The sequence below is a fragment of the Pseudomonas sp. TE9122 genome, assembly GCF_056278925.1.
The window spans coordinates 3,023,922-3,040,147 of sequence record NZ_JBWBQI010000001.1; the positions used below are offsets into that span (position 1 = coordinate 3,023,922).

Here is a 16,226-nt window from a genome sequence, read left to right on the forward strand (position 1 = left end):
GAGGCCATGACGACGACCGTGCCCTTGCGCTCACCCTGCCCTCCCGGCGCCTGCATCTGCGGGCGCGATCCGTTGCTGGAAACCCCCGGCGCCGATCTGCGCATCCTGCGCCTGACTCGCGCTGAGGAAAAAATTCTTCTGGCGCGCCTGGAACAACTCAAAGACCTCGCCGACCTCAAACGCCTGCAACAGCGTATGTACGAGCAACTCGGCATCCGTGTCGACGTCGCCCCCGGCTTCAATGAAGTGCGCACCATGCGCGGCATTGCCATTCAGATCGACGAGCTGCCAGGCTTGTGTCGCAAGACTCGCGCGGCAATCCCGGCGGCGATTCGCAAGGGCCTGGAAAACCACCCGCAAATCGCCTTCGAACTGCTCAACGCCCACGACTTGCTGCGCGACACCTGATCACGATTTCATGCCGACGCGTTTGCGCATCTCGGCGGTGATGGTCTGACGGGTTTTCTTCATGTCCGCCCAAGGTTCATCGCCGACTTCGGTCAGACGCTCGTGAACGTTGTAGATGTTCCAGTGATTACCACCCTTGATTTCAGCGACCTCCTCTCGGTACAGCGGCACCGACACCGGCATGCCTTCCCGCGCCCGGGCGGCGTAGGCGCAAATGGTGGTGGCACCGAGGCCGTTGCGCAGGTAATCGATGAAGATCCGCCCGACGCGGTTTTTCGGCCCGGACACCGCTGAAATCCGGTCCGGCAGCAACTTGGCCATGTGGCTGACGATGGCGTGGCTGAAGTCCTTCACTTCGTCCCAGCCATGCTTGCGCGTCAACGGCACCACCAGGTGAATACCTTTGCCGCCGCTGGTTTTCAGGAAGGCTTTGAGGCCCAGCTCATCGAGCACAGTCAGGGTCAGCGCGGTGGCTTCAACCATGCTTTTCCATGGCAGCGCAGGATCCGGGTCGAGGTCGAGAACGAAGCGATCGGGCTTGTCCAGATCCACCTTCGTCGCGTTCCAAGTGTGCAGTTCGACGGTGCTCATCTGCACCGCACCGACCAGCGCTTCGGGATTGTTGATCATCATCACTGGCTGGCCGGTGACGTCCTTGTCCAGAGCAGTGATACCGGGAATGGCCAGGCGTTCGGCGTTCTTCTGGAAAAACAGTTCGCCGGCGATGCCGTCCGGTGCACGCACTAAGGCCACGGGACGATCCTTAAGTTGCGGCAGGATGTGTTCGGCAACGCTGGCGTAATACTGCGCCAGTTGCATCTTGGTTGTGCCGCTGACCGCATCGATCACTCGATCGGGGTGAGTGATGCGTACCTTGCCGCCGGCCAGACCTGCTTGCGAAGGGGCGGTTTCGTCTTTTTTGCTGGCGGCGGTTTTCTTTGCCGGCTGCTTGTCGGCGGTTTTGGTCTTTTCGGTTTTTTCGGACTTGGCAGCTTTCACAGGCTTCGCTCGCTCCTCGGTAATGTCCTTGGCCGGTTTGTCATCGCGCAAACCATGGAACACGGCATGACGCACCGAGCCGTCCTTGGTCATCTCGGCGAACGCCACCTCCGCCAGCAGTTTGGGTTTGAGCCAGTGCACGCCTTTGGCCTCGAAACCGCTGGGCGGATTGACCACTGCGGCGGCTTTGGTCTGCAACGGCTTAAGTTGGGCGAGGATGCTTTTCAACGTGGTTTCGTTGAACCCGGTGCCGACCTTGCCGGCGTAGCGCAACTCGCCACTGTCAGCGTCGTGCAGGCCGAGCAGCAAGGCACCGAAGGCACTGCGCGCGCCTTTCGGATCGGTGTAGCCGACGATGACGAATTCCTGGCGATGCTTGCATTTGAGCTTGATCCAGTCACCGCTGCGCCGCGATACATAAGGCGAGCCGAGCCGCTTGCCGATCAGACCTTCCATCTGCATCTGGCAGGCGCTGTTGAGCAGCGCATCCGGGGTTTCTTCGAAGGCTTCGGAGAAGCGCAGCGTTGACGATTCTTTCTGCGCGCCGAGGATGGTGCTCAGCGCGGCGCGGCGTTCTTCGACCGGCACGTCGCGCAGGTCGACGCCATTCAGATACGGCACGTCGAACAGGTAATAAACAATGTTGCCGCTGCGCCCGGCATCGAAGGCATTCTGCAGCGCCTGAAAATCCGGCACGCCTTGCTCGTTGGCCACGACCATTTCGCCATCGAGCCAGGCCGATTCCAGACCCAGCGCCGCCAGCGCTTTGGCCTGCTGCGGCAGTTTGTGCGTCCAGTCATGGCCGTTGCGGGTGAACAGCTGCACCTCATCGTGATCGATCCGCGCCATGACCCGGTAGCCGTCAAACTTGATCTCGTAGCTCCACTGCCCTTCGGGCGCGCTGTCGACCAGCGTCGCCAGTTCCGGCTTGATCAGCGCTGGGAGCTTGCCCTTGCGCGCGCCGGTAAGCTGCCCGGACGCCTGCTTGCGCGGCTTGGCCGGGGCCTTTTTCACCGGTTTGGCTTTATCGGCAGCAGCCGCCGATTTGCCGACAATCGTGCGCTCGCTGAGCACGCTGTCGGGCTCGGCGACCAATACGTCGAAATCATCCTGCGGGCGCGCGGCGTTGTCCTGATGCTTGATCAGGAACCATTGTTCTTTCTTGCCCGGCATGTGCGTGCGCACCAGATTCCACACGCCGCCGAGCTTCTCGCCTTGCAACTCAAACTTGAGCCGGCCCTTGGCATAGGCCTTGTGCGGATCTTCCAGCGGAATCCACACGCCGCGATCCCAGACGATCACATCACCGGCACCGTAATGCCCCTCGGGAATGCTGCCTTCGAACGTCGCGTAATCGAGCGGATGATCCTCGACATGAATCGCAAGACGCTTGACCGACGGGTCCAGCGACGGCCCCTTCGGCACCGCCCAACTCTTCAGGGCGCCGTCGAGTTCCAGGCGAAAGTCGTAATGCAGGTGCGAAGCGTCGTGCTTCTGGATGCAGAACTGCAAGGCATGATCCTTGGCCGACTTACGGCCCGAGCGCTTGACTGCGGCCGGTTCCGACGTCGCGGAAAAATCACGCATGCGGTTGTAATCGTCGAGGTTCCTGTTCATGAGCACACCGATGGCAGACGGGTTCTGTTATGCAGAAGAGCGACACGGCGGCGGAAAAATTCAATCGAGGTAAAAAAGCCCCGGACGGATGGAACGGCCGGGGCTGGCAGTGTCAGGGATTTTTACAGCGGGTCAGGCTTGCCCTTTCGCCTGCTGTTCCAGATGCACCTGCAGATCCGGATCGATCTGTAAGGCTGCGGCCAGCTCATCGAGATAGCTGCGTTCGGCGTCCTGTTGATCGTCTACCAGCATGACGCTGGCCAGGTACATTTCGGCGGCTACGGCCGGATCGCCGTTAGCGGATTGCGCCACTTCGCGGGCATCCAGCGGCTTGGCGACTTCGGCGTCGAGCCATTGCTGCAACTGCGGGTCGGCGGTGTGTTTGCCGATCTCGCTGCTGATAAGGTGCTTTTCTGCGTCGTCGATGCGGCCGTCAGCCTTGGCGGCGGCGATAAGGGCGCGCAGTACCGCGTGGCTGTGGGTTTCGATTTGCGGGCCGGCGAGCAGGTCGGCGGTTTGTGGCAGCTCCTGCGGCGCGGTGCTGGCCTGGCTGCGTTGCCATGCTTGATACGCTTGGTAAGCCATCATGCCCAGCGATGCGAGCGCCGCGTAACTGGTCCCACCGGTACGGCTTCTGCTACCGCCACCGAGGGCGCTTCCCAAGCCACCGCCGCCGAGCAAGCCACCGAGCAAACCACCCAGGCCGCCGAGGCCACCCGAAGCAGCCGCGCCACCCGCTCCGGACTGACTGCCGCCGCCCAACAGGCCACCAAGTAAACCGCCCAGGCCGTCACCGGCCGAAGCCCCGCGTTGTTGCCCTGCCGAGGCCTGGCCTCGGAGCAGTTGTTCAAGCAAATCGCTGGTGTTCATGACGTTATCCTCCGAGGCCCCGGCCTGATTGCGTCTGGCAACGATAGACCGACGCAGCCATAGCGCCAGCACCGTTGGGCTGACGCCCGATCACCATCGAATCGCCACGCGAGAAAATTTTCGCCGGCCAGCTAAGATTCAAGGGTGGTGAACCTTATCGCGGCTAAACCGGTCGATAGCTGCAACCCGACCCGGTTCGCCGACGCCCTTTCTGATGATGGGCGATACCCGGCTTGCTTCACTTTCTGGAGAACACCCCCGTGATATCCACCGTACACATCGCCAGGCTGAAAGCATGGGGCGCCCATGGTTTTACCGCGACCGGCGTGGTCACCGCCTTCCTTGCCACCCTCGCGCTGCTGGAAAACCAGCCGATTCATTGCCTGATGTGGCTGGGCGTGGCGCTGATCGTCGACGGCCTCGATGGCGCACTGGCGCGCAAGGTCAATGTGCAATCGGTGCTGCCGAGTTTCGACGGTTCGATCCTCGATCTGGTCATCGATTACCTGACTTATGTATTCATCCCGGCACTGTTTATCTACCGCTACATTCCCCTGCCCGATTACACCCTGTTGCTGACGGTGTCGGTGATTCTGGTGTCGTCGCTGTTCTGCTTCTGCAACGTCAACATGAAGAGCAAGGACAACTATTTTGTCGGCTTCCCGGCGGCCTGGAACGTGGTAGCGCTGTGCCTGTACATCATTGGCCCGGGGCCGTGGATTACCTTTCTCACCGTGATCGGGCTGGCGCTGCTGACGGTGACGCGGATGAAGTTCCTGCACCCGTTTCGCGTGCGGCGTTTCATGCCAATCAATATTGCGGTGACGGCGATCTGGCTGTTGTGCAGCCTGTCGCTGGTGCTCAATCACCCGGTGATCAACCCGCTGGTGATGGGCTTGTGGCTGCTGATGTCGGCTTATTTCCTGGGGATCTGCATCTGGCGCACGGCGCTGGAGTGGTTTGATCGCGGCCATTTGAAATAAGCACATTCCCTGTGGGAGCGAGCCTGCTCGCGAATGCGGTCGTTCCATCAACATCAAGGTTGGCTGGCACACCGCTTTCGCGAGCAGGCTCGCTCCCGCAGAGATCTTCATCGATCAGGAGATCCGATGGGGACTAGCGCTTGGTAATAACCACCTCCAGATACTCACTCGGCACCACCAGCGACGCCTCCCCCGCGCGATTCGCTCGATTGAGCAACTCGGTCAGATCATCCTCCAACGCCTGTCCGGCCTCCGCCGGCAACACCGCAAAAGCCTTGTGCACCGGCCCATACCAGTGCCGAAAGATATCAATGAAATGCGCCGCCGAGCGGTAGCGGAAGTTGAAGTGGCTGCGGGTCACGCGCACGACAAAATCGCGGTCATCGAAATGCTTGTGCAGCCACGCATCCGAGCCCCAGTTCGATGGAGGCTGTGCAACCGCTGGCGGTGGCAGATGCTGGCCGAGAGTCTTGAACATCTGGCCGACGAAGCCCTCCGGCGTCCAGTTCGCCATACCGATCCGTCCGCCGCGACGACAGACCCGCCCCAGTTCAGCAGCGGCGGTGACCTGGTCAGGCGCGAACATCACGCCGAACGTCGACAACACGGCGTCGTAGCTTTCATCGGGAAAAGGCAAAGCCTCGGCATCGGCCACCTGAAAAATCACCTCCAGATGCTCGGCCCGGGCGCGATCCTGACCACGCTCCAGCAATGCCGCCACATAATCGGTCGAAGTCACTACACACCCGCGCCGCGCCGCTGCCAGGGTTGCATTGCCGTTACCGGCCGCGACATCCAACACCTGTTCATCACAGCGCAGATCGCAGGCCTCGGCGAGGTTTTCCCCAACAATTTGCAAGGTGGTGCCGATCACGGCGTAGTCGCCACTGGCCCAAGCGACTTTCTGACGTTCCTTCAGGGCAGTGAGGTCAAGCGGGGTACTCATGACAGCGAGCTCCGTGGCAGAGAGAATGCACAGTCGGCGGCGCAGACTGTGCTTGGTCACTATCGCGCCGAGGCTGCCCGGCGTCCCTGCCAATCGTCCGCCAGCCCCGTAAACCCGGCACTTTGCCGATGAGCGGCGCAAATCTGTCAAGCGCCTGATACACCTTGCGCATTGTCAGCGTCGCGGGATTGGTTTCTGATGCGGGCTCGCCCACGCAAAGGACTCGACCGATGTCACTGCACCTCGACTGGCTCGCCGCGCACATGCAACACAGCGATCGCTACGCGGCGTGGATTCACCAACAATTCCACTACGAATACGCCGACCAGCCCCTGGCTCAATGGCAGCGCGAATTTGCCGAGGGCCAAAGCAATGGCGAATGGTCGTGCCTGATTGCCATGGACGGTGAACGCCTGCTCGGTGGTGCCGCACTGGCCCGCAACGACTTGGCTGATCGCGCCGATCTCGGCCCATGGCTCGCCTGCGTATTCGTTGATCCCGAGGCGCGCGGGCAAGGCTTGGCGGAGCATCTGATTGAAGGGATTTGCGAGGCAGCAAAGCAGCGTGGGGTGTCGCGCTTGTAGTTGCACACGCAAGACAAACACGACTACTACGGTAAACGCGGCTGGCAGCTATTGGAGGGTTTTCAGGCGTGGGAAAAACAACAATGGCTCATGGTCCGCGACCTGTGAGCCATTGGTTTTTTTGATCAGGCTGCCGGAGCTTTCGCCTCTTCCAGCAACTGCTTGATCATCTGCTCCTGCTCCGCATAGCGACCTTCACCAAAGTGGCTGTAACGCATCTGGCCCTTGGCGTCGATCAGGTAATGCGCCGGCCAGTACTGATTGTCGAAGTTGCGCCAGATTGCGTAGTCGTTGTCGATCGCCACCGGGTAGGTGATACCGAGTTTTTTCACCTGATCCTTGACGTTGTTGATGATGCGCTCGTAGCCATACTCGGGTGTGTGCACGCCGATCACCACCAGGCCGTCCTTCTCGTATTTCTTCGCCCAGTCTTTGACGTACGGCAGGGTGTGCTGGCAGTTGATGCAGTCGTAGGTCCAGAAGTCCACCAGCACCACTTTGCCGCGCAGGGATTCGGCGCTGAGCTCTGGTGAATTGAGCCACTGCACAGCGCCCGACAGCGACGGCATCGCGCCCCGCGCCTCGTCCATCATCGAATCGGCGCGGACCTTGCTGACAAAGTAGTCGACCACTTTCGGCACGTTTTCCAGGACGTTTTTCTCGACGCTGGCCACGCCTTCGGAAGAGGTATTGGCGAGCAGAGCCTTGTCGGCGCCCGTGGAAATCACCGCGACTGTCGCAAGCACCGCAACCCCGGCACCACGACGCAACCAGCCGCTGAACGGGATCGACGGTTTCAGCCGATTGACCAGACCGCGCCCGGCGAAGATCAACGTTCCCAGCGACAAGGCACTGCCGACGCCGTAAGCCAGCAGCAACAGGCTGGTCTGGGCATTGGCGCCTTGCAACATTGCGCCGGTCAGAATCACCCCAAGGATCGGCCCGGCACAGGGCGCCCACAACAGGCCGGTGGCGACGCCGAGCATGATCGAGCCCATCGGTCCGGCTCGTTTACGGGTGTCCTGATCGAGACGATTGCCCAGGGCGACGAAGGGCCTGGTCAGCCAGTCACCGACGCGGGCCGAGATCAGCGACAAGGCGAACAGCGCCATGACCAACAAGGCAACGTGACGGCCGGTGTTGCTGGCCTGAATCACCCACTCGCTGCTGACCACCGCGAGGCTTGAGATCAGCGCAAAGGTCAGCGCCATGCCGGCGAGGGTCAGCAAGATCGAGGAACGTGTACGGTTGGCGCCAGCGAACAGAAACGGCACCACCGGCAGGATGCACGGACTGAGGACGGTCAGCAGACCGCCGAGAAATGCGATGAGGTACATAACGGGGTCACCTTGAATGGGGGGGCTGGGCACGCAACCGGGCAGCGAGGGAAACGTCCCTCGCTAGCCTGCTTTATCTACGCCGTGGCTCATGCGGTCTGGCCGTCCAGCAGCTGCCCTTGAGGCGTGCGACTGGCACCGTTTTCCGCGACCAGTTGGCCTTGCGGTGTGCGGTTGGAACCATCAGCGGCAACCATCTGGCCTTGCGGCGTGCGGCTGGAACCATCTGCGGCAACCATCTGCCCCTGCGGTGTGCGGTCGGAACCATCAGCGGCAACCATCTGCCCCTGCGGCGTGCGGCTGGAACCATCAGCGGCGATCAGTGCATCGCTGCCCTCCTTCGCGACCGTGGTCAGCTGGAAGCAGGTGCTGCTGGCGCAGCTGCTCTGCTCCAAGGCACTGTTGGCGTGGGCGGCGGCACCGGTGAAGGCGAAGGCTGCTGCGGTCAGAAAGCGCGAGACGTTGTTCATGGCAAAACTCCTTGCAGAAAAAGTAGGGATGACTCAGTTCTGGTTGTTGCAGCCGTCAGCGAATTTGCTGTAATCCAGCTCGCGGGTTTTGCCGGCGGAATCGAGGTAGGTCATGCGCGCCTCGGTGATGCCGCAGGTCACGGAAGTGTCTTCAGTCATCGACAGCACTTTCTGGATATCCAGATGGGTGCCGTAGGTGTAGGTTTGCCGGCTGACGTCAGCTTCGGCGTGGGCCGACAGGGTGCAGATGTTCAGAGCGGCGAACAGGCAGGCGGCGAATACGGATTTATTGTTCATGGTGTAGTCCTCAAGGCTTCAGTGGGTTTGAGCCGAGGCGGTCTGTGTGTGTGCCTCGATGGAGCCTATTTGAGGCCTTCGAGGTATCGCGTCTGTGTCAGGAAAGGACGAGAATCACTCGTTGTGTATCCATGCAGTGTGTAGATACAGAGCGATACAAAACCCCGAAAAAATCGTGATTTTGCGTCGGTGTGTATCCGCCGTCGCGACAGATACACTGCAATACAAAGGCAGGCAGGCGTGCGGTCAGCGGCGCTATAGACTGCACGGCATTCCCCCTTTGACAGAGGCTTGAACCGATGGAACATGTCGATCACATTCTCATCGTCGACGACGACCGCGAGATCCGTGAACTGGTAGGCAACTACCTGAAGAAGAACGGCCTGCGCACGACAGTGGTCGCCGATGGCCGACAGATGCGCAGCTTCCTTGATGCCAACACCGTCGACCTGATCGTGCTCGACATCATGATGCCCGGCGACGATGGCCTGCAGTTGTGCCGTGAATTGCGCGTGGGCAAACACAAGGCCACGCCGGTGCTGATGCTCACCGCGCGCAACGATGAGACCGACCGCATCATCGGTCTGGAAATGGGCGCCGACGATTACCTGAGCAAACCCTTCGCCGCCCGCGAACTGCTGGCGCGGATCAACGCTGTGTTGCGCCGTACCCGCATGTTGCCGCCGAACCTGGTGGTCACCGAAGCCGGTCGCCTGCTGGCCTTCGGTCGTTGGCAGCTGGACACCTCGGCCCGGCACCTGCTCGACAGCGACGGCACCATGGTTGCCCTCAGCGGTGCCGAGTACCGCTTGCTGCGGGTGTTCCTCGACCATCCGCAACGGGTGCTCAGCCGTGATCAGTTACTCAATTTGACCCAAGGGCGCGAGGCCGATCTGTTCGACCGCTCCATCGATCTGCTGGTCAGTCGCCTGCGTCAACGCCTGCTGGACGATGCTCGCGAGCCGGCTTATATCAAGACCGTGCGCAGTGAAGGTTATGTGTTCTCGCTGCCGGTCGAACTGCTTGGGGCTTCGGCATGAAACTCAAGCTGCAATGGCCACGCACTCTCGCCTCGCGCCTGTCGCTGATTTTTCTGATCGGACTGATTCTGGCGCAGGGCCTGTCGTTCGGCGCGCAGTATTACGAGCGTTACCAGAGCGCGAAAAGCACCATGCTCGGCAACCTCGAAACCGACGTCTCGACTTCGATGGCGATCCTCGATCGCCTGCCCGCCGCCGAGCGCGAGGCCTGGCTGCCGCGACTGGCCCGGCGCAATTACGGCTACCTGCTCAACGAGGGCGAACCGGGCATGCCGGTGACCTCAGCTGAAAAGTCCGTCGCGATCGCCTCGATTACGGCGGCCATCGGCGACACTTATCCAATCGTGTTTACCGAAGTTCCCGGCGGTCCGAGACAACACTTCCAGGGCCACCTGCGCCTGAGCGACGGCAGCCCGGTGACCATCGATATCCGTCCGGCGATGGTGCCGTTGTCGCCGTGGTTGCCGGTGGTGCTGCTCGGCCAACTGGCGTTACTGATCCTCTGCACATGGCTCGCCGTGCGCATCGCCATCCGCCCCCTCACTCGCCTCGCCAACGCCGTGGAAACCCTCGATCCCAACGCGCACCCGATCAAACTCGACGAGCAAGGGCCGACCGAAGTGGTCCACGCCGCGCGGGCGTTTAACGCCATGCAGACGCGCATTGCCGCCTACCTGAAAGAACGCATGCAACTGCTCGCGGCGATTTCCCACGACCTGCAAACGCCGATCACCCGGATGAAACTGCGCGCAGAGTTCATGGACGACTCGGTCGAGAAAGACAAACTGAGCAGCGACCTGGGCGAGATCGAGCATCTGGTGCGCGAAGGCGTGGCTTACGCTCGCAGCGTTCACGGCGCCACCGAAGAAAGCCGGCGTACTGATCTCGACTCGTTCCTCGACAGCCTGGTCTTCGACTATCAGGACATGGGCAAGGACGTGCAGCTCGGCGGCAAAAGCAAAGCGGTAATCGAAACCCGCCCGCAGGCCCTGCGCCGGGTGCTGGTGAACCTGACCGACAACGCCCTGAAATTCGCCGGCGCCGCGCAATTGCAGGTCGAAGCGCAGGGCAACAGCCTGTCGGTGAAAGTCCTCGATCGCGGCCCGGGCATCGCCGAGGCCGAACTGGCGCAGGTGCTGGAACCGTTCTACCGCGTGGAAAACTCGCGCAATCGTGATACCGGCGGCACCGGGCTCGGGTTGGCGATCGCCCAGCAATTGGCGTTGGCGCTGGGTGGCTCGCTGCTGTTGAGCAATCGTGAAGGTGGCGGGTTGTGCGCTGAACTGAAGTTGCCGCTGCCACGCTGAGAAAAACACCGACTAGACTCATTCATTACCCAGTCGAGGGGGCCGCAGGACGTCTGCTGTGCCCTGCCCCAATCCGTGACCACCGCCCGGTGGCGCCTGCCTCGACATTCAACGCCGCCGGACGGTGATCCTGTTTCAGGAGCACACGTGATGAATGAGGCGAAGCTCAACGAATTCATGGGCAAACTGGTCAACGACATGGGCGGCGCGGCGATGCTGGCCAATGTCATTGTCGGCGAAGAACTCGGTCTGTACCGGGCGATGGCCGACAGCCAACCGATCAGCCCCGAAGCCCTAGCTGCCAAAACCACCTGCAATCCGCGCCTGGTGCGTGAATGGCTCAGCGCCCATGCCGCATCGGGCTATATGGAACACCTTGACGGTCAATTTCGCTTGCCTGAAGAACAGGCACTGGCGCTGGCCGTAGAGGATTCGCCGGTGTACGTTGCTGGCGGTCTCGGCGTTGTGGCGTCGTTTTTCCATGACAAGGACAAACTGGTCAAGGCCATGCGCGGCAATGGCGCCTTGTCGTGGGGCGATCACCATCCGTGCATGTTCAGCGGCACCGAACGTTTCTTCCGCCCCGGCTACAAAGGTCACCTGATTGCCGAATGGCTTCCGGCGCTCGACGGCGTGGTGGCGAAGCTGGAACGCGGCGCCAAAGTTGCCGACATCGGCTGCGGCCACGGCGCCTCGACGGTGATCATGGCCCAGGCGTTTCCGAAATCGCAGTTTGTCGGCTTCGACTTCCATGCGCCGTCAGTCACCGTCGCCACGCAACGGGCCGAAGAAGGTGGCGTGGGCAATCGCGCCAGATTTTTCGAGGGCACGGCGAAAAACTATCCCGGCGGCGACTACGACCTGATCTGCTTTTTCGACTGCCTGCACGACATGGGCGACCCGGTCGGCGCCGCTCGCCACGCTTATGAGTCGCTGAAAGGTGATGGCACGGTGTTGCTGGTCGAACCGTTCGCCAACGACAAACTGGACGACAATCTCAACGCGGTCGGGCGCCTGTACTACGCCGCCTCGACGTTTATCTGCACGCCCAATTCGCTGTCCCAGGAAGTCGGCCTCGGGCTCGGTGCGCAGGCTGGGGAAATGCGCCTGCGCAAAGTCTTTGTCGAGGCCGGGTTCAAGCAGTTCCGCCGCGCCACGCAAACGCCTTTCAACCTGATACTGGAGGCGCGCAAGTAACCCGTACGGATCGCGTGCTAACCTGCGGGGCACTGCCCATTCTGGAGTGCTGAGCATGCTCGATAGCCCGATCCGCGAACATCTCGATACGCTGTTGCAGGCCATGGCCGATGATAACTTGCTGATATTGACCGGCGCCGGCATCAGCACGCCATCGGGCATTCCGGACTATCGCGACAGTGACGGCGTGCGTCGCGGGCGGCAGCCGATGATGTATCAGGAATTTCTCGCCGCCCCGGAATCACGCCGGCGGTATTGGGCGCGGGCCATGCTCGGTTGGCCGCGCGTCCGTCAGGCCCGACCGAACGCGGCGCATGAGGCGCTGGCGACGTTGCAGCAGCGCGGCCGGATCAGCGATTTGATCACGCAGAATGTCGATACCTTGCACGATCAGGCCGGCAGCCAGGATGTGATCGAGCTGCATGGCAGTCTGCATCGGGTGCTGTGCCTGGATTGCGGGCAACGCAGCGAGCGCGATGCGATCCAGCAGCAGATGGAGGCACAGAATCCCTACCTGAGTGGTGTTGATGCGGTGCAGGCGCCGGATGGCGATACCTTGCTCGACCCGGCATTTGAAGCGCGCTTCCGGGTACCGCAGTGCCCGCATTGCGCGGGTGAGCGGATGAAACCGGATGTGGTGTTCTTCGGCGAGAACGTGGCGCCGACGACAGCGGCACGCGCGCTGGCCGCCGCCGAGAATGCGGCGGGGTTGCTGGTGGTGGGATCTTCGTTGATGGCGTATTCGGCGTTTCGCTTGTGTCGGGTGATCGCCGAGCGTGGCAAACCGTTGATGGCGATCAATCTGGGCAAGACCCGGGCGGATGATTTGCTGGATTTGAAGATTGAAGGGTCGTGTGAGGAGCTTTTGCCGTGGTTGGTGGAGGAGCTGAGGCGGTGAGATTTTGAGTAATGGGTTCGGCTTGAAATCGGCCCCTCACCCTAGCCCTCTCCCGAGGGAGAGGGGACTGACCGAGGTGTCTGTACGGGATTCGTCGACCTGAAATCACTCATCGAACTCAGATCTTTGACTGCCGTGCTGGTGCCGGACTCAATGCGCCCGATCCAGCCCCGCCAGCAATACGCTGTCGTGGCTGTAGATGTCCGGCGCATAACGCACCTGGCCGCTGCTGTCGACTTGCGCCGTCCAGTAGGTCATCAGGATCGGCACCGGCGCCGACAGGCGAAATTCATGGGTGCTACCGGTTGCCAGCAAAGTATCGGTGCGGGCTTTTTCTGCCGGGGACAGCAGCAGATCGCGCAGTTGCAGCGGGTGCTCGACGCGCACGCAACCGGAGCTGAACGCCCGTGGGCCTTTGTCGAACAGCGCCTTGCTCGGCGTGTCGTGCAGGTACACCGAGAACGGGTTGGGGAAACGGATGACCATTTGCCCCAGCGGATTGCGCGGGCCGGCGTCCTGGCGCAGGAGGATGTTGCCGGGGTTGTCCCAGTCGATATCCGCCGCCGCCAGAGGCTGGCCGTTGGCGTCGAGCACTTGCAGATTCTGGCGGCTGAGGAAGGTCTGGTCCTTGCGGATTTCCGGCAGCTTGTCTTCCTTCCAGATAGTCGGCGGTACGGTCCAGGTCGGATTCAGCGTCAGGCGGGTGACGCGGGATTTGAGCAGCGGTGTCTGGCGTTCGGCGCGGCCGACCTGGGTGCGGGTCTGCCACACCGGTTGACCGCCCTGATACAGCGTCAGCTCAGCGGCGGCGACATTGACCACCAGACCACTGGGCTCCATGTCCTGGGCCATCCAGCGGAAACGTTCGAGATTGACGCGCAGCTGATCGCGGCGGGTCAGCGGGCTGATGTTCAGCTCGGCAATGGTGCCCGGCCCGACCACGCCGTCAGCTTGCAACGAATGGCTGGCCTGAAAGTGCTTCACTGCCTCCACCAGCACGTCATCGTAGGCGTTGTCCGGCGGCACCAGTGCGTGTGGCAGATAGCCTTCGCTGTACAGACGACGGGCCAGTTCCGGCACGCGCGGGTCTTCCATCGCCGGGCGCAGCAACGGGCCGCTGCCGACCGGCTGCCATTGCGGCAAGGCTTGCAAGCGTTGCGCGGCATACAGCTGACGCAGGCTCTGATATTGCGGCAGATGCGGACGCGCCAGGTTGAACGCCGCAGCGATATCGTTCATGCCCGGCACGGCAATGCTGAGCAATTGCGCCTGACGATCGGTCGGCGGGCCGTCGACACGCCACAGCGGTTCGAAATGCGATTGCAACAGACGGCCGTAATGCAGATCCTGCAAGGCCTGCAGATAGTTGCGGCTGATGTCGATGTCGGCACACAACTCGCCATCCTGCGGCGGTGTCGTCGCGACCGCATAGCGATTCGGATTCAGCCCGTCGTCGGCCAACAGCTGCAATTGCGCGCGCAATGCCGGCAAGCGTGCCGATTCACTTGCCCACACCGGCATCCAGTCCTGCTGTTCATAAAACGCCTGCAACTGGCTCAACGACGGGCCATTGAGACGCGGAGCGATGGCCGGGCACGACTGCGACAGGCTGATCAAAACTGCCTGCAACGGGCTGCGCGGCTCGACCGGCAATTGCGTTTCAGGCGTCGGCAGGGTTTCGAGCGGGGGCAGCGGCTCATCGGCGCAAGCGACAAACGGCGCAGCGAGCAAACAAATGCTCAAGTAGCATGCGTACTTTTTGAACAACTGCTTTACTCCAATCCATGGCCGTCCAGATGACGGTCAACCTTACATCAGGTGCGCTGAACAGTCAGGCTCGAACCGCGAGCCTGCGGGTATTGACTGGGAGTCAGGAGCCAAAGTGCCGTTTATGTAGCAAGTTGAGGACACTTTATAAAATGTTGACGTTTTTGCGCCGACTTCTGTTGAGCACCGCGACCCTTGTCGCCGTGACTAGCCCAGTATTTGCCGCCGGCAAGCCATCGCCGGTTCTCTACAACAGCCTCGCCCACGCCGCGCCGGAACTCAATCCCCAAGCGCTCAAAGGTGCATTGAACGCCATGCAATGCGCGGTCAACAACGGCGCGAAACCCTCGCGGCATCTGGCGATCATCGATTATTCGCAACCGTCCACCGAACGCCGCCTGTGGATCTTCGATCTGAGCAAAAAGAAACTGGTGCTGCGTGATCTGGTTGCCCACGGTTCCAACTCCGGGGAAAACTTCGCCACGCAGTTTTCCAATCGCGAAGGCAGTTATCAGTCCAGCCTCGGTCTGTTCCGCACTCAGGAAAGCTACGAAGGTACTCACGGCTATTCGCTGCGCATGGATGGTCTGGAGCCCGGTTTCAATGATCTGGCCCGTGATCGCGCGATCGTGATTCATGCCGCCAGTTACGTGAACCCGCTGTGGAGCAAGCGTCAGGGGCGCATCGGCCGCAGTCAGGGTTGCCCCGCCGTGCGGCCGCAGATCGCCAAACAGGTGATCGATCGCCTGAAGAACGGCCAGTTCATGTTTTCCTGGTATCCGGATCAACGCTGGCTGCAGAAGTCACCGTACCTGAACTGCCAGCCGCAGCAGGTGGCGAGCATTCTCAACACCCACGCCAGTTAACGCGCGTCGCCTCCGGCGGGTTTGTAGAACAGGAACCTGCCGGTCTGCGCCGTGTTGCGATAGGCCTTGGCCCAACTCGGGTGCACGCCGCGATCGTGAAAATACAGGGCACCGCGCGTGCGGTCCTTGAGCTGACGGTTCAACGCCTTGCCGGCGATTTCCTTGGCCAGCGCGTATTCGGCGTCTTCCTTGACCTGATCGGGCCTGCCATCGCACCACCAGGAAAACTGGCAATTGCCGCTTTCCGAACCTTGCTTGACCACCGCGCATACCGTGTCGGGAAAGCCGTCGTGGCCGAGGCGATTCATCACCACACTGGCGACGGCTTCCATTTCCGGGGTGTCCTTGCCCTTGGCTTCCCAATAGATACTGCGCGCCAGACAGGTCAGCGGATCGTCCAGCGGCGCGGCGCCGGCCGGGTCTACCGCCTGCGCTTCGGTGGGGGTGATGGCCTCGGATTTCGGCGCCGGAGCAGCGCTGACTTTATCCGCCGCTTTCTCTTCAAGCACCTCGGCTTTCTGTTCGGCCTTGGCCTCGATCGGCGCCTGCGCCCCGGCCCATGCTGCGCCGGTCAAAAAGATCCACAACAAACCGCCCGCCAAGCATTTCGATCCCATGTCGATTCTTCCGTCAGCGCCCG

General features: G+C 61.7%; 15 protein-coding genes and 1 pseudogene. 8 read left to right on the forward strand and 8 right to left on the reverse strand.

Annotated features, from left to right (window positions below; all coding sequences use genetic code 11):
- Window positions 1–6 precede the first annotated feature (6 nt).
- Window positions 7–408: a hypothetical protein gene (locus ACZ9BE_RS13565; protein ID WP_071172813.1), complete on the forward strand. Its 402-nt coding sequence runs from the start codon at window positions 7–9 to the stop codon at window positions 406–408.
- Here ACZ9BE_RS13565 and ligD read toward each other — a convergent pair whose 3' ends face one another.
- Window positions 409–3,024, reverse strand: coding sequence for a DNA ligase D (gene ligD / locus ACZ9BE_RS13570; RefSeq protein WP_476249556.1), 2,616 nt, complete (start codon window positions 3,022–3,024; stop codon window positions 409–411). It abuts the gene before it with no gap.
- Between the two features lie 132 nt (window positions 3,025–3,156).
- Window positions 3,157–3,894: a tellurite resistance TerB family protein gene (locus ACZ9BE_RS13575; RefSeq protein WP_476249557.1), complete on the reverse strand. Its 738-nt coding sequence runs from the start codon at window positions 3,892–3,894 to the stop codon at window positions 3,157–3,159.
- Between the two features lie 260 nt (window positions 3,895–4,154).
- Between ACZ9BE_RS13575 and pcsA the strand changes: the two genes are divergently transcribed.
- A complete protein-coding gene (gene pcsA, locus ACZ9BE_RS13580) occupies window positions 4,155–4,877 on the forward strand; it encodes a phosphatidylcholine synthase (RefSeq protein WP_039762346.1) in 723 nt (240 codons plus the stop codon).
- Between the two features lie 133 nt (window positions 4,878–5,010).
- Here pcsA and ACZ9BE_RS13585 read toward each other — a convergent pair whose 3' ends face one another.
- Window positions 5,011–5,823: a class I SAM-dependent methyltransferase gene (locus ACZ9BE_RS13585; RefSeq protein ID WP_095181981.1), complete on the reverse strand. Its 813-nt coding sequence runs from the start codon at window positions 5,821–5,823 to the stop codon at window positions 5,011–5,013.
- A gap of 230 nt (window positions 5,824–6,053) precedes the next feature.
- Between ACZ9BE_RS13585 and ACZ9BE_RS13590 the strand changes: the two are divergent.
- Window positions 6,054–6,515 (forward strand): annotated as a pseudogene (locus ACZ9BE_RS13590) (GNAT family N-acetyltransferase).
- Window positions 6,516–6,532: 17 nt separating this feature from the next.
- Here ACZ9BE_RS13590 and ACZ9BE_RS13595 read toward each other — a convergent pair.
- The 3 genes from ACZ9BE_RS13595 to ACZ9BE_RS13605 all read right to left on the reverse strand — a co-directional run bounded on the left by ACZ9BE_RS13595 (window position 6,533) and on the right by ACZ9BE_RS13605 (window position 8,511).
- Window positions 6,533–7,744 carry a cytochrome c biogenesis protein DipZ gene (locus ACZ9BE_RS13595; protein WP_252876510.1) on the reverse strand — a complete coding sequence of 404 codons (1,212 nt, stop codon included), beginning with the start codon at window positions 7,742–7,744 and terminating at the stop codon, window positions 6,533–6,535.
- 89 nt (window positions 7,745–7,833) lie between these two features.
- Window positions 7,834–8,214, reverse strand: a complete 381-nt coding sequence (locus ACZ9BE_RS13600) for a hypothetical protein (RefSeq protein WP_476249558.1) — start codon at window positions 8,212–8,214, stop codon at window positions 7,834–7,836.
- 33 nt (window positions 8,215–8,247) lie between these two features.
- A complete protein-coding gene (locus ACZ9BE_RS13605) occupies window positions 8,248–8,511 on the reverse strand; it encodes a DUF2790 domain-containing protein (RefSeq protein ID WP_016775158.1) in 264 nt (87 codons plus the stop codon).
- Between the two features lie 299 nt (window positions 8,512–8,810).
- Between ACZ9BE_RS13605 and ACZ9BE_RS13610 the strand changes: the two genes are divergently transcribed.
- The 4 genes from ACZ9BE_RS13610 to ACZ9BE_RS13625 all read left to right on the forward strand — a co-directional run bounded on the left by ACZ9BE_RS13610 (window position 8,811) and on the right by ACZ9BE_RS13625 (window position 12,953).
- Window positions 8,811–9,551: a response regulator gene (locus tag ACZ9BE_RS13610; protein ID WP_024013314.1), complete on the forward strand. Its 741-nt coding sequence runs from the start codon at window positions 8,811–8,813 to the stop codon at window positions 9,549–9,551.
- Window positions 9,548–10,858 (forward strand): ATP-binding protein, encoded by a 1,311-nt coding sequence (locus tag ACZ9BE_RS13615; RefSeq protein ID WP_071172820.1) that lies wholly within the window; start codon window positions 9,548–9,550, stop codon window positions 10,856–10,858. The genes ACZ9BE_RS13610 and ACZ9BE_RS13615 overlap by 4 nt, the downstream gene beginning before the upstream one ends.
- A 150-nt stretch (window positions 10,859–11,008) precedes the next feature.
- A complete protein-coding gene (locus tag ACZ9BE_RS13620) occupies window positions 11,009–12,055 on the forward strand; it encodes a class I SAM-dependent methyltransferase (RefSeq protein WP_476249559.1) in 1,047 nt (348 codons plus the stop codon).
- Window positions 12,056–12,110: 55 nt separating this feature from the next.
- Complete coding sequence (locus ACZ9BE_RS13625) at window positions 12,111–12,953, forward strand: NAD-dependent protein deacetylase (protein ID WP_258706862.1); 843 nt, start codon at window positions 12,111–12,113, stop codon at window positions 12,951–12,953.
- 150 nt (window positions 12,954–13,103) lie between these two features.
- Here ACZ9BE_RS13625 and ACZ9BE_RS13630 read toward each other — a convergent pair whose 3' ends face one another.
- Window positions 13,104–14,720, reverse strand: coding sequence for a L,D-transpeptidase family protein (locus ACZ9BE_RS13630; RefSeq protein WP_476249560.1), 1,617 nt, complete (start codon window positions 14,718–14,720; stop codon window positions 13,104–13,106).
- Window positions 14,721–14,872: 152 nt separating this feature from the next.
- On the opposite strand from ACZ9BE_RS13630, the gene ACZ9BE_RS13635 reads away from it, so the two are divergent.
- Entirely contained in the window at window positions 14,873–15,586 is a 714-nt protein-coding gene (locus ACZ9BE_RS13635; protein WP_016775166.1) for a murein L,D-transpeptidase catalytic domain family protein, read from the forward strand.
- Here ACZ9BE_RS13635 and ACZ9BE_RS13640 read toward each other — a convergent pair.
- Window positions 15,583–16,203, reverse strand: a complete 621-nt coding sequence (locus ACZ9BE_RS13640; protein WP_150741083.1) for a cell wall hydrolase — start codon at window positions 16,201–16,203, stop codon at window positions 15,583–15,585. The genes ACZ9BE_RS13635 and ACZ9BE_RS13640 overlap by 4 nt on opposite strands.
- Between the last annotated feature and the right edge of the window lie 23 nt (window positions 16,204–16,226).